The organism is Flammeovirga sp. OC4 (assembly GCF_000812565.1).
GTDB lineage: Bacteria > Bacteroidota > Bacteroidia > Cytophagales > Flammeovirgaceae > Flammeovirga.
The window spans coordinates 80103-95619 of sequence record NZ_JTAM01000024.1 but is presented as its reverse complement, the minus strand read 5'-3'; the positions used below and the strand labels follow the sequence as shown (position 1 = coordinate 95619).

Annotated in this window: 8 protein-coding genes; 5 read left to right on the top strand and 3 right to left on the bottom strand. The window is 35.6% G+C overall.

All coding sequences use genetic code 11. The annotated features are described in order from the left end of the window. Positions 1 to 76: 76 nt before the first annotated feature. The 3 genes from PL77_RS15330 to PL77_RS15320 all read right to left on the bottom strand — a co-directional run bounded on the left by PL77_RS15330 (position 77) and on the right by PL77_RS15320 (position 5266). Positions 77 to 1987 carry a sulfatase gene (locus tag PL77_RS15330; protein WP_044207039.1) on the bottom strand — a complete coding sequence of 637 codons (1911 nt, stop codon included), beginning with the start codon at positions 1985 to 1987 and terminating at the stop codon, positions 77 to 79. 711 nt (positions 1988 to 2698) lie between these two features. After that, positions 2699 to 4264, bottom strand: coding sequence for an arylsulfatase (locus PL77_RS15325; RefSeq protein WP_044207101.1), 1566 nt, complete (start codon positions 4262 to 4264; stop codon positions 2699 to 2701). An 81-nt stretch (positions 4265 to 4345) separates the two neighbouring features. Beyond that, a complete protein-coding gene (locus PL77_RS15320; protein WP_156152382.1) occupies positions 4346 to 5266 on the bottom strand; it encodes a hypothetical protein in 921 nt (306 codons plus the stop codon). 323 nt (positions 5267 to 5589) lie between these two features. On the opposite strand from PL77_RS15320, the gene PL77_RS15315 reads away from it, so the two are divergent. From PL77_RS15315 to PL77_RS15295, 5 genes are all read left to right on the top strand, one after another. Then, the gene (locus PL77_RS15315) at positions 5590 to 6192 is read left to right on the top strand and encodes a hypothetical protein (protein WP_044207034.1); all 603 of its coding nucleotides are present in this window, start codon (positions 5590 to 5592) and stop codon (positions 6190 to 6192) included. 177 nt (positions 6193 to 6369) lie between these two features. Next, a complete protein-coding gene (locus PL77_RS15310) occupies positions 6370 to 7857 on the top strand; it encodes a sulfatase (RefSeq protein ID WP_082026564.1) in 1488 nt (495 codons plus the stop codon). A gap of 133 nt (positions 7858 to 7990) precedes the next feature. Beyond that, positions 7991 to 11041 carry a discoidin domain-containing protein gene (locus PL77_RS15305; protein ID WP_044207029.1) on the top strand — a complete coding sequence of 1017 codons (3051 nt, stop codon included), beginning with the start codon at positions 7991 to 7993 and terminating at the stop codon, positions 11039 to 11041. 294 nt (positions 11042 to 11335) lie between these two features. Continuing rightward, on the top strand, positions 11336 to 13000 hold the full coding sequence (locus PL77_RS15300; protein WP_044207026.1) for a sodium:solute symporter family protein: 1665 nt from the start codon (positions 11336 to 11338) through the stop codon (positions 12998 to 13000). A gap of 153 nt (positions 13001 to 13153) precedes the next feature. Further along, positions 13154 to 15433 carry an FAD-dependent oxidoreductase gene (locus tag PL77_RS15295; protein ID WP_044207022.1) on the top strand — a complete coding sequence of 760 codons (2280 nt, stop codon included), beginning with the start codon at positions 13154 to 13156 and terminating at the stop codon, positions 15431 to 15433. The last annotated feature ends 84 nt before the right edge of the window (positions 15434 to 15517 follow it).

Genomic DNA, 15517 nt, shown 5'->3' with positions numbered 1-15517 from the left:
AAAGTAGGCCCTATAAAATCTAGTAGAAATACGGATTGAAAGTTGACGATAATTTAGTTTACAATGTAATTATCTATTAAGTTTTATTGTTGTAATTATTTTCGATTACCCCAAGGCTTCCCAAAAAGTCTAACGAAGCTACTTTTACATTATACTCTCTCTTAAGCTCGTAAACCTTCTGCATGGTTGGAATGAAAGGACTTTTTTGATCAACACTTAAATAGTTCATGAGGTTGATAACAAGTAAAGCTTCTTGCATATTCTCACTTAGGCAATAGTCTATCAATTTTGCTTTTGCATCACTGTTTCCATAAAGGTCATAAGCGATAACAGAAGCAATAATAGACACAGGAGGGTATTGGTCATGTACAGATTTAAGAAGGCTCTCTTTATAAGGTGAGATTTTATTTTTCGGTTGACTTCTAAGACCCAATATAGCCCAATATCTTTCAATCGAATCAGTACTATTTAAAAACTGTAATTGTGTTTTTAATGCTTTATCCGTTTGTTCGCCAGAAAGAAAGGCAATGTCAAAGATATTATCAATAGGATATTTTTCGTTATCTAAACGAAACTCATAGGGTGTCCCAGTTGCTGATATTTTAGCGATTTCATATTCAGGTAAAAACATCACATCTCTTCGCTCTAACAACTCAGTTTTTAAATGTTCTTTCATCTTTGCTTTGATTTGGCTGTAAGCTGGGTTATCAGCAAGGTTATGCGTTTCCCACTGATCAGTTTGAATGTCAAAAAGGTATTCTTTCGGTCTTGCTTCAAATATACTTTTTTGAAGAGAATCTAATTGATCGCCTTTTAGATCAATACGCATTTGATTTACTATCTCTGAAATTTCCATGTAACGGATATAGCGTTGTTGAGGAATAAAAGGCATAAAGTTTCTAGAGTAAATATACCTTCCATCCGTCACCGTTCTTACTAAATCAATACCGTTATCAGATCGGTCAGAGGATAAAGTAATAAGCTCTTTTTCCTCTGAACGATGCTCACCTATAAGTATTCTACCTTTGAGGTGTTGGGGTAGTTTTCCTCCGGCTAAATCAATAAGTGTTGGAGCAAGGTCTTCAAAATTAATGAGTTCGTCTGTAACACCGCCATTGGTTTCCCAAGGTGATAAGTGTTTGTATTTTTCAGGAAACCACACCACAAAAGGAACGCGGTAGCCATAGTCAATACCATTCGTTTTCCCTCTAGGCATTCCTTCTCCGTGGTCAGCAAAAAAGAAAATGATTGTTTCTTCCTTTAAACCATCCTTCTCAAGTCTTTCAAGAAGATGGCCAATTTTTTTATCTGTCATTGAGATTGCATTGTAAACTCTCGCAAACTGTTTACGCATCTCAGGAGTGTCCTTATAAATAGGAGGCATTTTGAATGCACCCTCATCAATTTTCTCCTCTTCATTGAGCTTGTTATAAATTTTCTCAGTGTACCATGAATAAGGGTTAGTCATAGTACGAGACTGATGCGAGTCTTCAAAATTAAAGACAGCAAAGAAAGGTTGGTCTTCTTTTCTATTCCACCATCCTGCTTTTTTAGAACTTTCATTCCATGCATCTTTAATAAATGCTTTCCCATTTCTAAGGTTATAATCTGTTTTTGCATTGTTGGTAACGTAGTAACCTGCTTCTTTCATGTAATAGGGAAAGCCATGAATTTCTGAAGGGATAGGGTAAAAACTTCTATGGTTACCAGTGCCCATTTCAAAAGTTCGAACTCCTGTAATTAATGTACTTCTACTTGGTGAACACACCGTACCTGTTGAAAAAGCATTGGTGAAACGAACACCTTCTTCCGCTAGTTGATCAATGGTGGGAGTATGTGCGTTTTCATTACCATAACACCCAATAAATTGTGGGGAAGTGTCTTCAATGGTAATCCAAAGTATATTTGGTTTTGATGTGGTTGGAGCGGAAGTTTTACACCCATAAAAAAGGATGCTTACTAAAAGGAGTTTAAAGATAAATTTCATCTCATTGTTTGTTGTTGAATAGTAACTAGCTTTTTTATCCTAGAATGTGGTATGCTTACAAAGCATCATTGATCTTTTAGAAATAAAATTGCTATTATAGCAATAAAAATAATTCAATATAAAACAATAACCAAATCAATACATTAAAAATATCAGTGAGGTTTTATCATGTTTCTAAACGGTTTGGTTTAGCCCGTTGTAAACTAAATTATCGTCAACTTTCAATCGACCTTTGTACAAGTAATTAGAGGATCTACTTTCAAACTTCCTTCTTCTTCATTTTTGTCTTGAAACAAAAACGAAGCAAAAAATTCAAGGCTTAGAAGTCAAAAGCTAAATTCCATTTCTTTCGCCTAAATGATTTTAAACTCGCTTTGCTCAAACAGCAAAATCATTTTTAACGGCTCACTCCATGAAATTCTTAACGCTTTTCCCTTCAAGGCCGATTTAGATACTACTAGGTGATTGCCTGATTACAGAGTAAAAGAAAAGTGTTTCTTTATAATCGTCTAAAATGCAGTTCTGTAGGGTCGTTGCATTGCAACGTCCTCACGAACCACAATACATAACCATTTATCCATTATAAAAGGAATCATATTAATTAATGAAAATTTAGTTAACCGTGTATTTTGTCATTAAAAATAAATGGCTCCACGGTAAAAGTACCGGGAGCCAAGTTGTTTGTTTAGTGTAGTTGTATAAAATTCTAAACTAATTATAAGTAGTCTGTTCTAATTCAAATTTATGCTTTTTATCTTCACCTCTGATTGCCTTGAATTCACCATATAATTCTTCGACAAGCTGAGGATTTTCTGAAGCAATATTTTTACTTTGAGAAGGGTCGAGCTGTAGATCATAAAGAGCTATTTCTTTGCTATTACCCAACTCTATGTTGACTTTCTTGTTAATTTTTCCACCTTTATAAGGAGGGATTAAAACATAATTTCCTTTTCTAAATGCAGTTCTAGAAGTGGCTTCGATGACTAAATTTTGACGTCCCTCTTCTGATTTCCCCATAAATGCATCTAAAACATTTTCAGAATCGGGTGCTTTTTCTTCACTTCCCACCAAAGTAGCCAACGATGCAAAAAGATCTAACTGACACACTAAAGCGTTGGAAGCTAGTGGCTGAATTTGTCCTTTCCAGTACGTGATAAATGGAACATGAGTACCTGCTTCAAAAAGAGAGTATTTTCCACCTCTTAGACCACCGGCAGGGTCATGATCACCCAAAAGCTCTACTGCGTCATCGTAATATCCATCATTAAGTACAGGACCATTATCTGACGATAAAATGATCAATGTATTTTCTTCAATACCTGCTTCTTGAATAGTTTTTATTAGCTCTCCAATACACCAATCTGCTTCTAAAATCACATCACCTCTAGGTCCTTTTCCAGATTTACCGACAAATCTCGGATGAGGAGTTCTTGGAACATGGGGCTGTTGCATGGTATAAGCCAAGAAAAAGGGCTGCTTTTGGGAAGAATTTGTCTTGATATAATTTTTAACTTTACCCAAGAAATGATCTGCCATGTCAACATCACTCCAAAGTGCAGATTGACCACCTTTCATATAACCAATTCTCGGAATACCATTAATGATGGTATTATTGTGCTCATGATGCCATTTCATGGTCGTTAATTCTGGGTTCTTTTTCCCAGTAGGTTGTCCTTCAAAGTTCTTTTTATAATTGACTTCAATTGGGTCATTAGGATCAAGGCCTACCACATCACCATTTTCAATATAAACCGTTGGTACTCTATCTTGAGTAGCAGCCATGATGTAGGAATGATCAAAACCAATTTCATTGGGTCCAGGAGAAATATGCTCATTCCAATTCTTTTCACCTTGTCCAAGCCCTAGGTGCCACTTGCCAATAATTGCTGTCTGATACCCTTCTTTTTTGAGCATTTTAGGAAGGGTAATCTGAGCTGTATCAATTAATAAAGGGTCAGTTCCTGAAAGAATATGTGCTCCTTTTTTCTTCCAAGGATATTGCCCAGTCATCAGTGCATACCTTGAAGGAGTACAAGTGGCTGAAGAAGCATAAGCATTGGTGAAGTTTATACCGTTGTGAGCTAAGAAATCAATGTTTGGCGTTGTAAAGCCTTTCGCTCCATTGACACTTATATCACCATAGCCAAGATCATCTAGATAGATTAAGACAATATTAGGTTTCTGAATAGCGTTAGAATTCGACTTTGAAGTTTGTTTGCTGCATCCCCATCCCAGTATTGAGCAAGAGATGATTAAAAGGATGTATAATTTTTTCATCATTAAAATAATTATTATCGAAAAGACTTTAAAAAAACCCAAGTAAAAACTACATGGGTTTTATCGAGATTTAACTGATTATTATTCTACAAGTCCAACTAATGAACTGAATGATTTTAAGTTGGCGTCTGTTTCAAATTGAGTGTGTAAAATAAATGGCTTCGCATTTTGTTTAGTATCACTTAATTTGATGGTAACATAGTCTTTACCGTTACTTTGACTCGTTTTTAAGAAATCAGTGATTTCATAACTTAATCGTCTCATTTCTCCTAAGTCAAATACTAATTCATCTTCAGCGATTAATTCAAACTGATCTTCAATCGCCATGATATCGTCATATAAAGTACCCGCTTCAATTTTTTCAGCAATACCTGAAATAGCCAAATTAACAGGAGCGTTTTTTCCTTCTTCCATTCCTCCATAGACAGAAAGAATCACTTTATTTTCATCCGATAACTCACCAAGGTCCGACAAATTGATGACTAAAAGTGTATGAACTTGATCTTTTTTATGATTTCTAACCACCAATCGGTCGTCGACATGAGCCTCATCAGGGTTGGTATACCAAGTTCCTGTATTGCTACCATTAAACGATTGAACATACCCTGTATAAGAGAAGGGTATTTGACCAATCTCACTAGTCAATAATACTTGTGCATTCCCTTCAATTTCACCTTCTCCCGCTTTTCCTTTCGTTGAGATAGGAGTGAAAGTCAAAGAGACGTCAGTAACTACCGGTATTTCATAAATACGACTTTCAGCAGCATGGAATGTGTATTGATTTCCTTTTGAATCTTGATAAACTAAATCATGAGGAGGAGTGCCATCAAATTTAGCTGTAAAGTAGGAATTAATAGTGTCACCAACATTTTCAACATTAAAAAGACTTTCTCCTTCTAAACTAACAGATGCTGGTCGTGTTGGTAGGCTTTCTTCATTATCACAAGAAGTGAAAATGCTACCTGCCATAATAAGTAATGGTAATATACTAATTCGTTTCATTTTAATATTAATTAAAAAATCAATGTAAACAGAGACATTGTATTCCAACAGAAACTTTCTTTTATAATAGTAAAATCAATAATTTTACCGACAACGTTGCTAATATAGCAATTTGTTTATATAATTGTACCATATTTACGAAGTTAAATTGTTAAAATTTCCATTTACGAAGAAAAACGATAACAAACAGATCATTATAAAAGGCAATTATCATTTTACTATAAAGTAAACAGCGAATACTTCATTTATAGTTTATCATTCATTTCATATTGGAACATCACCCCTTTTTTGATTCTGTTTGTTGTCGATTAAACTTTTAGGTTATGAAAAAGTTAATCTCACTAAACATTCTTCTTGTGCTATTGGGGCAATTTGTTTTTGCACAAGATGCTAAAATTGAAAAGAAAATTAAGAATTATATCTCTTACTTGAATAATACATTAGGAGGTACTTTAACTGACAAACAGATTGATCTTCTGAAAGAGCAACGTGTAGAGTATCTAACAGAGTTGAGAAAAATCGATAAATACTCAGTAAAAGAGAAGAAGAAACTTGAAAAAGAGTTTAAAGAGTCGAGAAACGAAATCTTAACAGAAAATCAAATTACTGTTTTGGCAATTTCAAGATTGACACGTAAAGAGCTTTCTGTTTTAAGACAAATGTTCTCGATCACAAAAGAACAGCAAGGAGAATTGAAAACCGAATTGAAGCGAATGAATAAGATGCTCATTAGTGCTAGAAAAGTATATGATGTAGATAGTCAGCAATATTTAGAGATCGATTCTTTGGTGGTGACCACTAAGGAATATGCTTTCAATGAAATCTTTGATGTCGATCAAAAAAAGAAGTTTGAAGAGTTTAGAGGTAGATACAATACTATTATTGTCAAGTACTCTGAAAAAATTGGGGTTGAGCTACGCAACTAATTCAACGAAGAAAATACAAATTTGGAACACCAACTTGCACTACTATTTATGGTAGTGCAAGCTTGTTTTTGGAGTAATTATTCATGTTTTAAAAAAATAATCAAATATTAATTGCTATTATAGCAATTAATATTTATAATTGTACGGTTAACACTATAAAGCGAAATAAATAGACTTATGAACAGCATTCATCGTTTATTGTATCTGACAAAAATTAATTATCATCTATTGATTTGCTTCTTACTTCCCTTTTTTATCTCAACGGTTGGATTAGGGCAAGAAGATCAAAAACAACCTAACATTGTTTTTTTCTTTGTGGATGATATGGGTATAAAAGATTTGTCGTGTTACGGCTCTGACTTCCATCAAAGTCCCAATATAGATAAGTTGGCTAGCACTGGTATGAAGTTTACCAATGCTTATGCCGCATGTACGGTTTGTTCTCCTTCAAGAGCAGCATTGATGACGGGGCAATATCCTGCTCGATTACGAATAACGGACTGGATAGATGGCTGGTTTATGCCTTATGCTTCCATGAAAATTCCAGAGTGGCAATTATTTTTGCCATCAGAAAGTAAAACGTTGCCAGAAGAATTAAGAAAAAATGGTTATAAAACGATTCATGTTGGAAAATGGCATTTAGGAGATGAAGAAAAAGATTGGCCTTTGTCTCATGGTTTTGATGTAAATATTGGCGGTTGGAAAGCAGGTTCGCCTGCAACGAATAAAGGAAGTTACTTTTCTCCGTATAACAACCCAACGTTAGCCGATGGTGAAAAAGGAGAATTTTTAACTGATCGATTGGTGAAGGAAGCCATCCATCAGATAGAAATAGCGAAGGAAAAACCATTCTACTTGCAATTTAATTTTTACAATGTTCATACTCCCTTACAAGCCAAACCAGAAAAGGTGAAGAAATATCAATCATTGATCGGTAAAGGCGAAGGAGGGAAGCATCATCAAAATCCTACCTATGCAGCTATGGTGGAACATGTAGATGACGCTGTAGGTCAAATTATTGAAAAATTAGAAAACGAAGGGCTTATCGACAATACAATTATTGTTTTGAGTAGTGATAATGGAGGGTTGGAATTAAAAGCCAACAAGAAAGGCAGAAAACCCAAAAGCAATTATCCTTACAGAACAGGAAAAGGAAACTTTTATGAAGGAGGGGTAAGAGTTCCTATGATAGTGAAATGGAAAGGAAAAGTAATACAGGCTGAAAGTGATGTCCCTATGATGACCATAGATTTCATGCCTACATTGTTGTCTTTAACTTCCACAAAATACAAGAAGAAAGCAGTTGATGGAGTAGATTTGAGTCAAGTTTTAACCAAAAAAGAATCGATAGACAGAACACTTTTTTGGCATTATCCTCACTACCATATACAAGGTGCTGAACCTTACAGTGCTGTTCTTAAAGGGCGTTGGAAGTTTTATAGAATATATGGTAAGAAAGATGAACTTTATGATCTATCAAAAGACATTGGAGAGGCGAGTAATGTGATTGATGAAAATGAAGATGTAGCCATTGAAATGGAGAAAGAATTAAAGCATTGGTTGAAGAAGACGAATGCTCAACTTCCTGTTAAAAATCCCCATTTCAATCCTGAAAAAGAAAAGAAAACTAAGCCTTATAAATTGAGAAATCAGTTTTGGCAATAGGTACTTTATAAGTGAAATGAATTTTTTAATCGATTGAATATTACTGTAAAGACTTTTTAAGATAGTCGGACTTGTTTTGCCTATTTTTTAAGTGAACAAATATTCAATTAAACTTATTTTTAATCGTAATACGATGAGAAAACTACTTACTTTTTTATTGGGTAGCTTACTATTGGCGACCTCAAACTTATGGGCACAGAGTATTTCTGTAGACATAAGTAAAAAACAACAACAATTTTTAGGTGCTGGAGGTACTTGTGATAGTTATATTGGTCACTGGTTGAGTATGTCTGAGGAGAATCGGTTATTAGCCGCTAAAATGGTGGCGGAAGACATTCATTTGGACTTTGTGAAGCATTATATCAACGGAAGACCATCTGGTGATTCAGAAAAACAGTACAATAATTTCACTGCTTTTGTGAACGATATCCGAAAAATTAATCCGGATATTAAAGTACAAATGTGTGTGCAAGACATTCCTGAAGACCTAAGAAAAGATCCAGATAAGAAAAAGGAATTTGATGATAGTGATCCTGAGATTTACGACAAAATGGCTCAGTATTACTATGACGTAATTGAAGGGTTTCACGACAGAGGCGTAACCATTGATGAGTTAGATGTGCTCAACGAGCCAGGAGGAACAGGTTTTGCTGTTTACTATGGTGGGTTGTATAAATATTCAATTCCTAAGTTGCGCGAAATGATTGAAGACCCTACGATCAATACTAAAGGAATGAAAATGCCACATATTGGCGGTACAAGTCAATGGAGTGTTTTAGGTGTGATCAAATGGTTTGATGTATGGAAAGCTGAAATCCCTGAAGCGTATGATGAGATCGATGTCGTTTCAACACACGGATATAGAAACGGATGGGATGAGAAAAACTATAAAGAGATCTATGACTACATTGATGGCCTACCTTTCCAAAACAATGAGCAAACAGGTAAGCTACAAAAAGGGGATGGGCTTTATGAAATCTTTGAACAATCTGAACCTGATTATATTGGTGATGTTTCAATGGGCATGCGTATTAGTGATGCCATCAATGGTGGAGTGAATCACTTCTTTATCTTCAATATCAATAACTCATCAGGAAACAATGCAGCGCTTCTTCAGACACCTTCAGGTGGTTCTCCTGTAAAGTCAAAAGTGTATGATGGCTTTAAGCAGTTAACTTCATCTTTCCCTCTAGGATCTTATTGTTTACCAGAAAGGGGAATGAAAGACATGGACCTTACAAGAGTTCTTTGTATGAGAAATGGGGATGAAAATGTAGTGTATGTAAATATCACCAACATTGCTCCAGAAGCACAAACGATTTCCATTGAATTTAATGATAACGGAACAGCACAAGGTATCTCATCGGTTCAATCATGGTTAAGTACTCAAGCCTATGATATAGAAGAGATCATGAATGTAAATTATTCACAAGCAGTAGATAAAATCTCATTCGATGCTTCACCATTTAGTGTAAATACATTAAAAATCACTTTAGAACCTAATGGTGCAGCTACTTCATTGAAACCTCAAACGATTGAGTTTGCATCAATAGATGATCAGTTCTTAAGAAGTACTTACACTTTGGATGCAACAGCAAGTTCTGGTTTAGAAGTAAACTATGAAGTGGTTGATGGCCCTGCAGTGATCAATGACGGAGTGATGACTTTTTCTGGAGAAGGACAAGTAAAAATCAGAGCTTATCAAATGGGTAATGAAGAATTTGATGGTGCTTCATCTGTAGTGAGATCATTTAAAGTAGTAACAGGTGCTTTGGTCAATGTGGCCAAAGGAAAAACAATTGAATCCGTAACGAACCAAGACGAGAAATATTCTGCAACTTACCTACTCGATGGTGAAAAGATCGACAAAACGAGTCGTTGGGTTACAGAAAAAGGAATTCCTTTACCCCATGAAGTAGTCGTAGATTTAGGAGAATCTTTTGATATCACAGGTGTAGGCATGTGGACAGGTAGTTCTGATGGTGTATACAGTAATCCAGTTGTTGGTTTTGAATTGAGTGTTGAAATTGAAGGTAACTGGGTAAAAGTTTTAGAAGAAACTGATAATAGAAACCCCGAATATATTCAATTCTTTGACAAGGTAACCGCTCAAAAAGTAAAACTTAAGGTCAACAACTTAGACAAAGGTACCGATACAAGAATGCGTATGTTTGAGTTAGAAGTTTATGCGGCAGATGATACTGAAATCGATTGGAATTTAGAGGAAGGAGTAATGATGGTTGGAGACGTATTCCAGATGGAAGCCACTTCATCAACAGAAGAACCTGTCACATTTGCTACAAGTAATGAGAGCATTGCAACAATCAGCGAGACAAACTTACTTACCATTGTTGGTACGGGCAATGTTCAAATTTCAGCAACTACAAATACTGCGAATGACATACCAGTGACATTCAACAAAACAATTAATGCAAGAAGAGAAAACACCATCACTTGGGATCAAGATATTTCTAAATTGGCCGTAGGTGGATCTTATTCATTAGCTGCGAACGCTGGGTCTAAAGTGAAATACTTGCTGAAAGAGGACTCTGATGCTGCCATTCTTGAAGGAAGTTCATTGAGAGGTAATGAAGTGGGGAATATAACGGTAATAGCCTACGCTGAAGCCGATCAAGAGTTTGTGGAATCAGAAAGGTTGGAAAAAGCCGTTGTGGTGAAATATCAAGATGAAATTGATTGGAGTGAACAAGTTACAACACTTAAAGTCAATGAAGAAGTAAACTTAACCGCGTTTTCAATCTATGACGGACAAGAAATTAATTACATTGTTGACGATGCTTCAATCGCAGTGATTGAAGACGGAAAATTGGTCGGAAAAGCAGTTGGTACTGTAACTGTAAAAGCGACAACGACTGAAACAGATCAGATTTTTGCTGCAGTTGCAATAAGCCAAACTTTCGAAATTAAGTCTTCGACGATTACAAGTGTTGACGTTCCTGCTTTTGATCAAGTGGTTTATCCCAACCCGAATAACGGATTATTCCAGATCAGAAACCTGAAAGCACAAGAAATCCTTCACGTAATCAATGGGGTTGGAGTAGAAGTCAAAACAATTGAAATTCAAGAACCTTCAGAAGTGATTGATTTGTCAGATTTGCCAAAAGGTGTTTATTACATCAGGTCATCCAATAATTCTGATCACCTTAAAATATTAATCAAGTAATAGTTATAGTAACGAATAAATAGTTGGTTATAAGTTGATAGGAGTCATCCCTTATTGTTTTACATGATAAAGGGATGGCTTTTTTCATATAAAATGACAGAATTTTTCGATTCAAAAGAGTAGTTTACTCCATGATTTACAGTCCGTTCAATGTGAAATGCAATACTTTGCATCGAAGGATTTCAAGAATGTTCTATTTTTTAAGTAAGAAATTTAAAATAGTAGAATAAATATTTAAAAGTTAAATCTATTATTGCTATATTAGCAATATAATAAAGAAACTAGTTTTTTAAGATGGGAGCGTTTGATTTTTTAGTGATACTGATTTTTTCCCTAATTGTATTAGGTGTAGGAATTACATTTTCAAGAGAGAAAGATTTAAAAGGTTTTTTCGCCGGAGGAGGAGCAGTCCCTTGGGGCATGAGTGGTCTGTCGCTGTTCATGGGTTTTTTCTCAGCAGGAACTTTTGTAGTATGGGGTGCAATTGCTTATGAATATGGTGCAGTGGCAATAGCGATTCAATGGACAATGTGTATAGCAGGCTTCTTAGTAGGTAAATTTATCGTAGATAAATGGCATAAAACAGGAGCTGTTACCGTTGCGGAATATTTGAGATTTCGATTTGATGGAGATACTCAAAAAGTGTTTACTTATTTATTTTTATTGATGTCCTTTGCCTATACTGGTGCATTTTTATACCCTGTAGCAAAGATCATTAGTGTCTCCCTCGATGCTTCTATCTACACCTGTATTTTGGTGTTGGGGGTGTTCATGATCTTATATACCACACTTGGCGGATTAAAAGCCGTGATGGTGACAGATGTATTACAATTTGTGATTTTATTATCCGCAATTATTATTGTGATTCCGTTGGCATTGAATTATGTAGATGGAGTGGACAATTTTGTCAAAAACTCTCCAGAAGGATTTTTTGGCCTAGTCAATAAACAATATACTCCATTATTCCTTTTGTCATTTGGAGTATATAATTCAATTTTCATAGGCGGTAACTGGGCTTACGTTCAACGATACACATCAGTATCGACACCAAAAGCAGCTAAAAAAGTGGCTTACTTATTTGGGGGATTGTATATTTTCAGTCCAATATTATGGATGTTACCTCCAATGATTTACAAGGTGGTAGATCCTAACCTATCAGGTTTAGAAATAGAAGGTGCTTATTTGTTGATGTGTCAAAAAGTACTTCCAGAAGGAATGCTAGGGTTAATGATCGGAGGAATGTTATATGCAACAGCAAGCTCGGTCAATGGTTCATTGAACATTTCAGCTGCAGTGATCACAAATGATATTGTTTTAAAATTAAAACCTAATTTATCAGACAAACAAAAAATACAAGTTGCAAGAATGGCGACGATTTTCTGCGGAGTGTTTGCCATTGGTGTTGCATTACTTGTTCCATCAGTTGGAGGTATTGTCAATGTGGTCTTGAGTATTAGTGCGGTTACGGGTACTTCCCTTTACGCTCCTCCAATTTGGAGTTTATTTTCAGATAGGTTAGGAAAATCACAGATCATAAAAATTACGATTGCAAGTTTATTGATTAATGTATTACTTAAAATTCTGCCAATGGTGATTGATTGGGAAGGATTAAGCAGAGCCATTGAGATGTTGATAGGTGTGGTAGTGCCATTTACGTTATTAGCAATCAACGAAATGATTCAAATGTCAAAAAATAGCATGGTGAGTCATCAAGTAAATGAAATTGCGAAAAGACGTGAGGAGGTGGTTGAAACAGCAGGAACCAATGCTTTTAGTTTGAAAGTAATGAGTTATTCATTATTTGCGGTGTGTGTACTCTTTTTTGGAATTGCCCTAACGGGTGAAGATGGCTGGACATGGTTAGTCGGTATAGGAGTGATCATCGCCATTTTGGCTTATAGCTTACTAAAAAAAGCAAAGAATGTAATCAAGGAAGAAAAAGAAATGGTTGTTTCTTAAATACTTAAAGAATAAGAAATAGCTCCAGTGGTGTGTCTGCCTTATCACTTTTGGAAATGCGAATCACATTTTCCAACACTGGAGCTTCATTATTATAAATGAATAAAGAGTAGTTATTCAAAAAAATTAGTTGAAAAACTAGACGAGAGAATTATGATTCAGGAATCTTATAATAAAAATAGGAGCCTAAAAGAGGTGGCTATTGACACGGATTTATTAATTGTAGGTGGAGGACTATCAGGTACTTGTGCCGCAATTACAGCAGCTCGACAAGGAGTAAAAGTGGTTTTGGTACAAGATAGACCAGTATTGGGAGGTAATGCTTCCAGTGAGGTGAGATTGTGGGCTTTAGGAGCTACTTCTCACATGGGAAATAACAATAGATGGTCGAGAGAAACAGGTGTGACAGGTGAAATTCTAGAAGAAAACCTTTATAGAAATAGAGAAGGTAATGCTTTAATTTTTGATACAATTCTGATCGAAAAAGTAAAGCAGGAAGAGAATATCACTTTACTATTGAATACTTCAGCTTTTGAGGTAACTCATGAAGATACAAAAATTCAATCTGTAAAAGCTTTTAACAGCCAAAACTCAACACTTTACAACCTAAGTGCAAAACGCTTTTGTGACGCATCTGGTGACGGAGTACTTTCTTTCTTAGCCGGTGCATCATTCAGAATGGGGGCCGAAACCATTGAGGAGTTCGGTGAAAAAATGGCTCCAAATGTAGAGCAGTATGGTGAGCTTCTAGGACATACCATTTATTTCTACACCAAAAACACCGACAAACCAGTGAAATTCACACCTCCAGCTTATGCGTTGAAGGATATTGAAGATTTACCTAGGTTTAAAAATATTCAAGCCGATCATACAGGCTGTAATTATTGGTGGATTGAATATGGAGGGCGTTTAGATACGATCCATGAGACCGAAAATATCAAATATGAGCTTTGGAAAGTGGTATATGGTATTTGGAATTATATCAAGAATTCAGGAAAATTCCCTGAGGCTGAAAACATGACCTTAGAGTGGGTTGGTACAGTACCTGGAAAGCGTGAAAGTCGTCGTTTTGAAGGATTGTACATGATGAAACAGCAAGATATCATTGAACAAAGAAGATTTGATGATGCGATTGCTCATGGTGGTTGGGCGTTAGATTTGCACCCTTCTGATGGCGTGTATTCTTCGCTTCCAAGTTGTACTCAGTGGCATTCAAAAGGTACTTATCAGATACCTTTACGAACAGCTATAAGTAGAGATATCGACAATCTATTTTTTGCAGGTAGAATTGTAAGTGTTTCTCACGTGGCATTTGGTTCTACAAGAGTGATGTTGACAAGTGCAGTGGCAGCAGAAGGAGTAGCAGTAGCGGCAGCTTATTCTATTCAAAATGATGTACTTCCTTATGAAACTATTGAAAAAGAACACATTGAGAAGATTCAACAAAAACTGTTAGAAAAATCATCTTATATCCCTCATGTTAAGTTGGATAAATCTGGTTTTATTTCTTCAAAAGCGAATGTTTCTGTTTCTTCAGAATTAAACCTGACAGAATTAAGGTCTTCAAATATTTGGAAAACGTTAGAAATGCCATCTGCTCAGATGTTGCCTATTACAAGGGATCAGCAAACACTTTCTCTTAGAGTTCCAGTTATTGCTGCCAAGGAAACAACAGTAGATGTTGAATTAAAAGTAAGTCTTGAAGCGACAAACTTCACGCCTGAAAAAGTGATTGGTATCCAATCAACAGAAGTGGAAGCAGGACGTCATTTTGTTGATTTAAAGTTTGATGTTTCAGCTTTAGGAGACACTTATGTGTTTGTTTGTTTTGCTCCGAATGTGGATCTCCAATTGAATTATTCTGAGGATAGAATCACGGGTATTTTATCAGTATTTAGAAAAGAAAATAAAGCAGTCTCTAACTTTGGGCAGCAAGAACCACCAAAGGAAATTGGAATTGATGGGTTTGAATTCTGGACACCACAACGTCGTCCTGAAGGCCAAAATATTGCGATGCAATTAAAAACACCTTTGTTCATTGGTAAAAAAGAGCACTTGGATTCAGGAGTTACTCGTCCAGTACAATCAACCAATGCATGGATTGCAGCATTAGATGATGCTTACCCAACTTTGACTTTAGAGTGGGAAGAGGCACAAGAGATTTCATTGATTAAATTGTTCTTTGATGCCGACTTAGATCACGCCATGGAAAGTACTCAATTTGGACATCCAGAATCAGTTGTACCTTACTGTGTTGAATCTTTTAGAATCAAGGATGAGACAGGGAAATGCCTTTTCCAAACAGCATCAAATCACACAACATTATGTGATGTGAAGTTGGATCAGCCAGTAAAAACTTCCAAGTTAGTGATTGAATTGGATCGCAAGGATAGTAGAATTCCAGTTGCATTATTTGATGTTATTTGTAATTAAATGTTATTGCTAATAGTGAAATAACGGATTGTTGATGTTTTTGTAAAAAAAAACAATTTTGCCCCTCTTTTTGATTAAATAAGT

Excerpts from the sequence above, each read along its gene's own strand:
- PL77_RS15300 (WP_044207026.1), top strand. The coding sequence starts at position 11,336 with ATGGGAGCGTTTGATTTTTTAGTGATACTGATTTTTTCCCTAATTGTA.
- PL77_RS15315 (WP_044207034.1), top strand. The coding sequence starts at position 5,590 with ATGAAAAAGTTAATCTCACTAAACATTCTTCTTGTGCTATTGGGGCAA.
- PL77_RS15305 (WP_044207029.1), top strand. The coding sequence starts at position 7,991 with ATGAGAAAACTACTTACTTTTTTATTGGGTAGCTTACTATTGGCGACC.
- PL77_RS15325 (WP_044207101.1), bottom strand. The coding sequence starts at position 4,264 with ATGAAAAAATTATACATCCTTTTAATCATCTCTTGCTCAATACTGGGA.
- PL77_RS15310 (WP_082026564.1), top strand. The coding sequence starts at position 6,370 with ATGAACAGCATTCATCGTTTATTGTATCTGACAAAAATTAATTATCAT.
- PL77_RS15330 (WP_044207039.1), bottom strand. The coding sequence starts at position 1,987 with ATGAAATTTATCTTTAAACTCCTTTTAGTAAGCATCCTTTTTTATGGG.
- PL77_RS15320 (WP_156152382.1), bottom strand. The coding sequence starts at position 5,266 with ATGAAACGAATTAGTATATTACCATTACTTATTATGGCAGGTAGCATT.
- PL77_RS15295 (WP_044207022.1), top strand. The coding sequence starts at position 13,154 with ATGATTCAGGAATCTTATAATAAAAATAGGAGCCTAAAAGAGGTGGCT.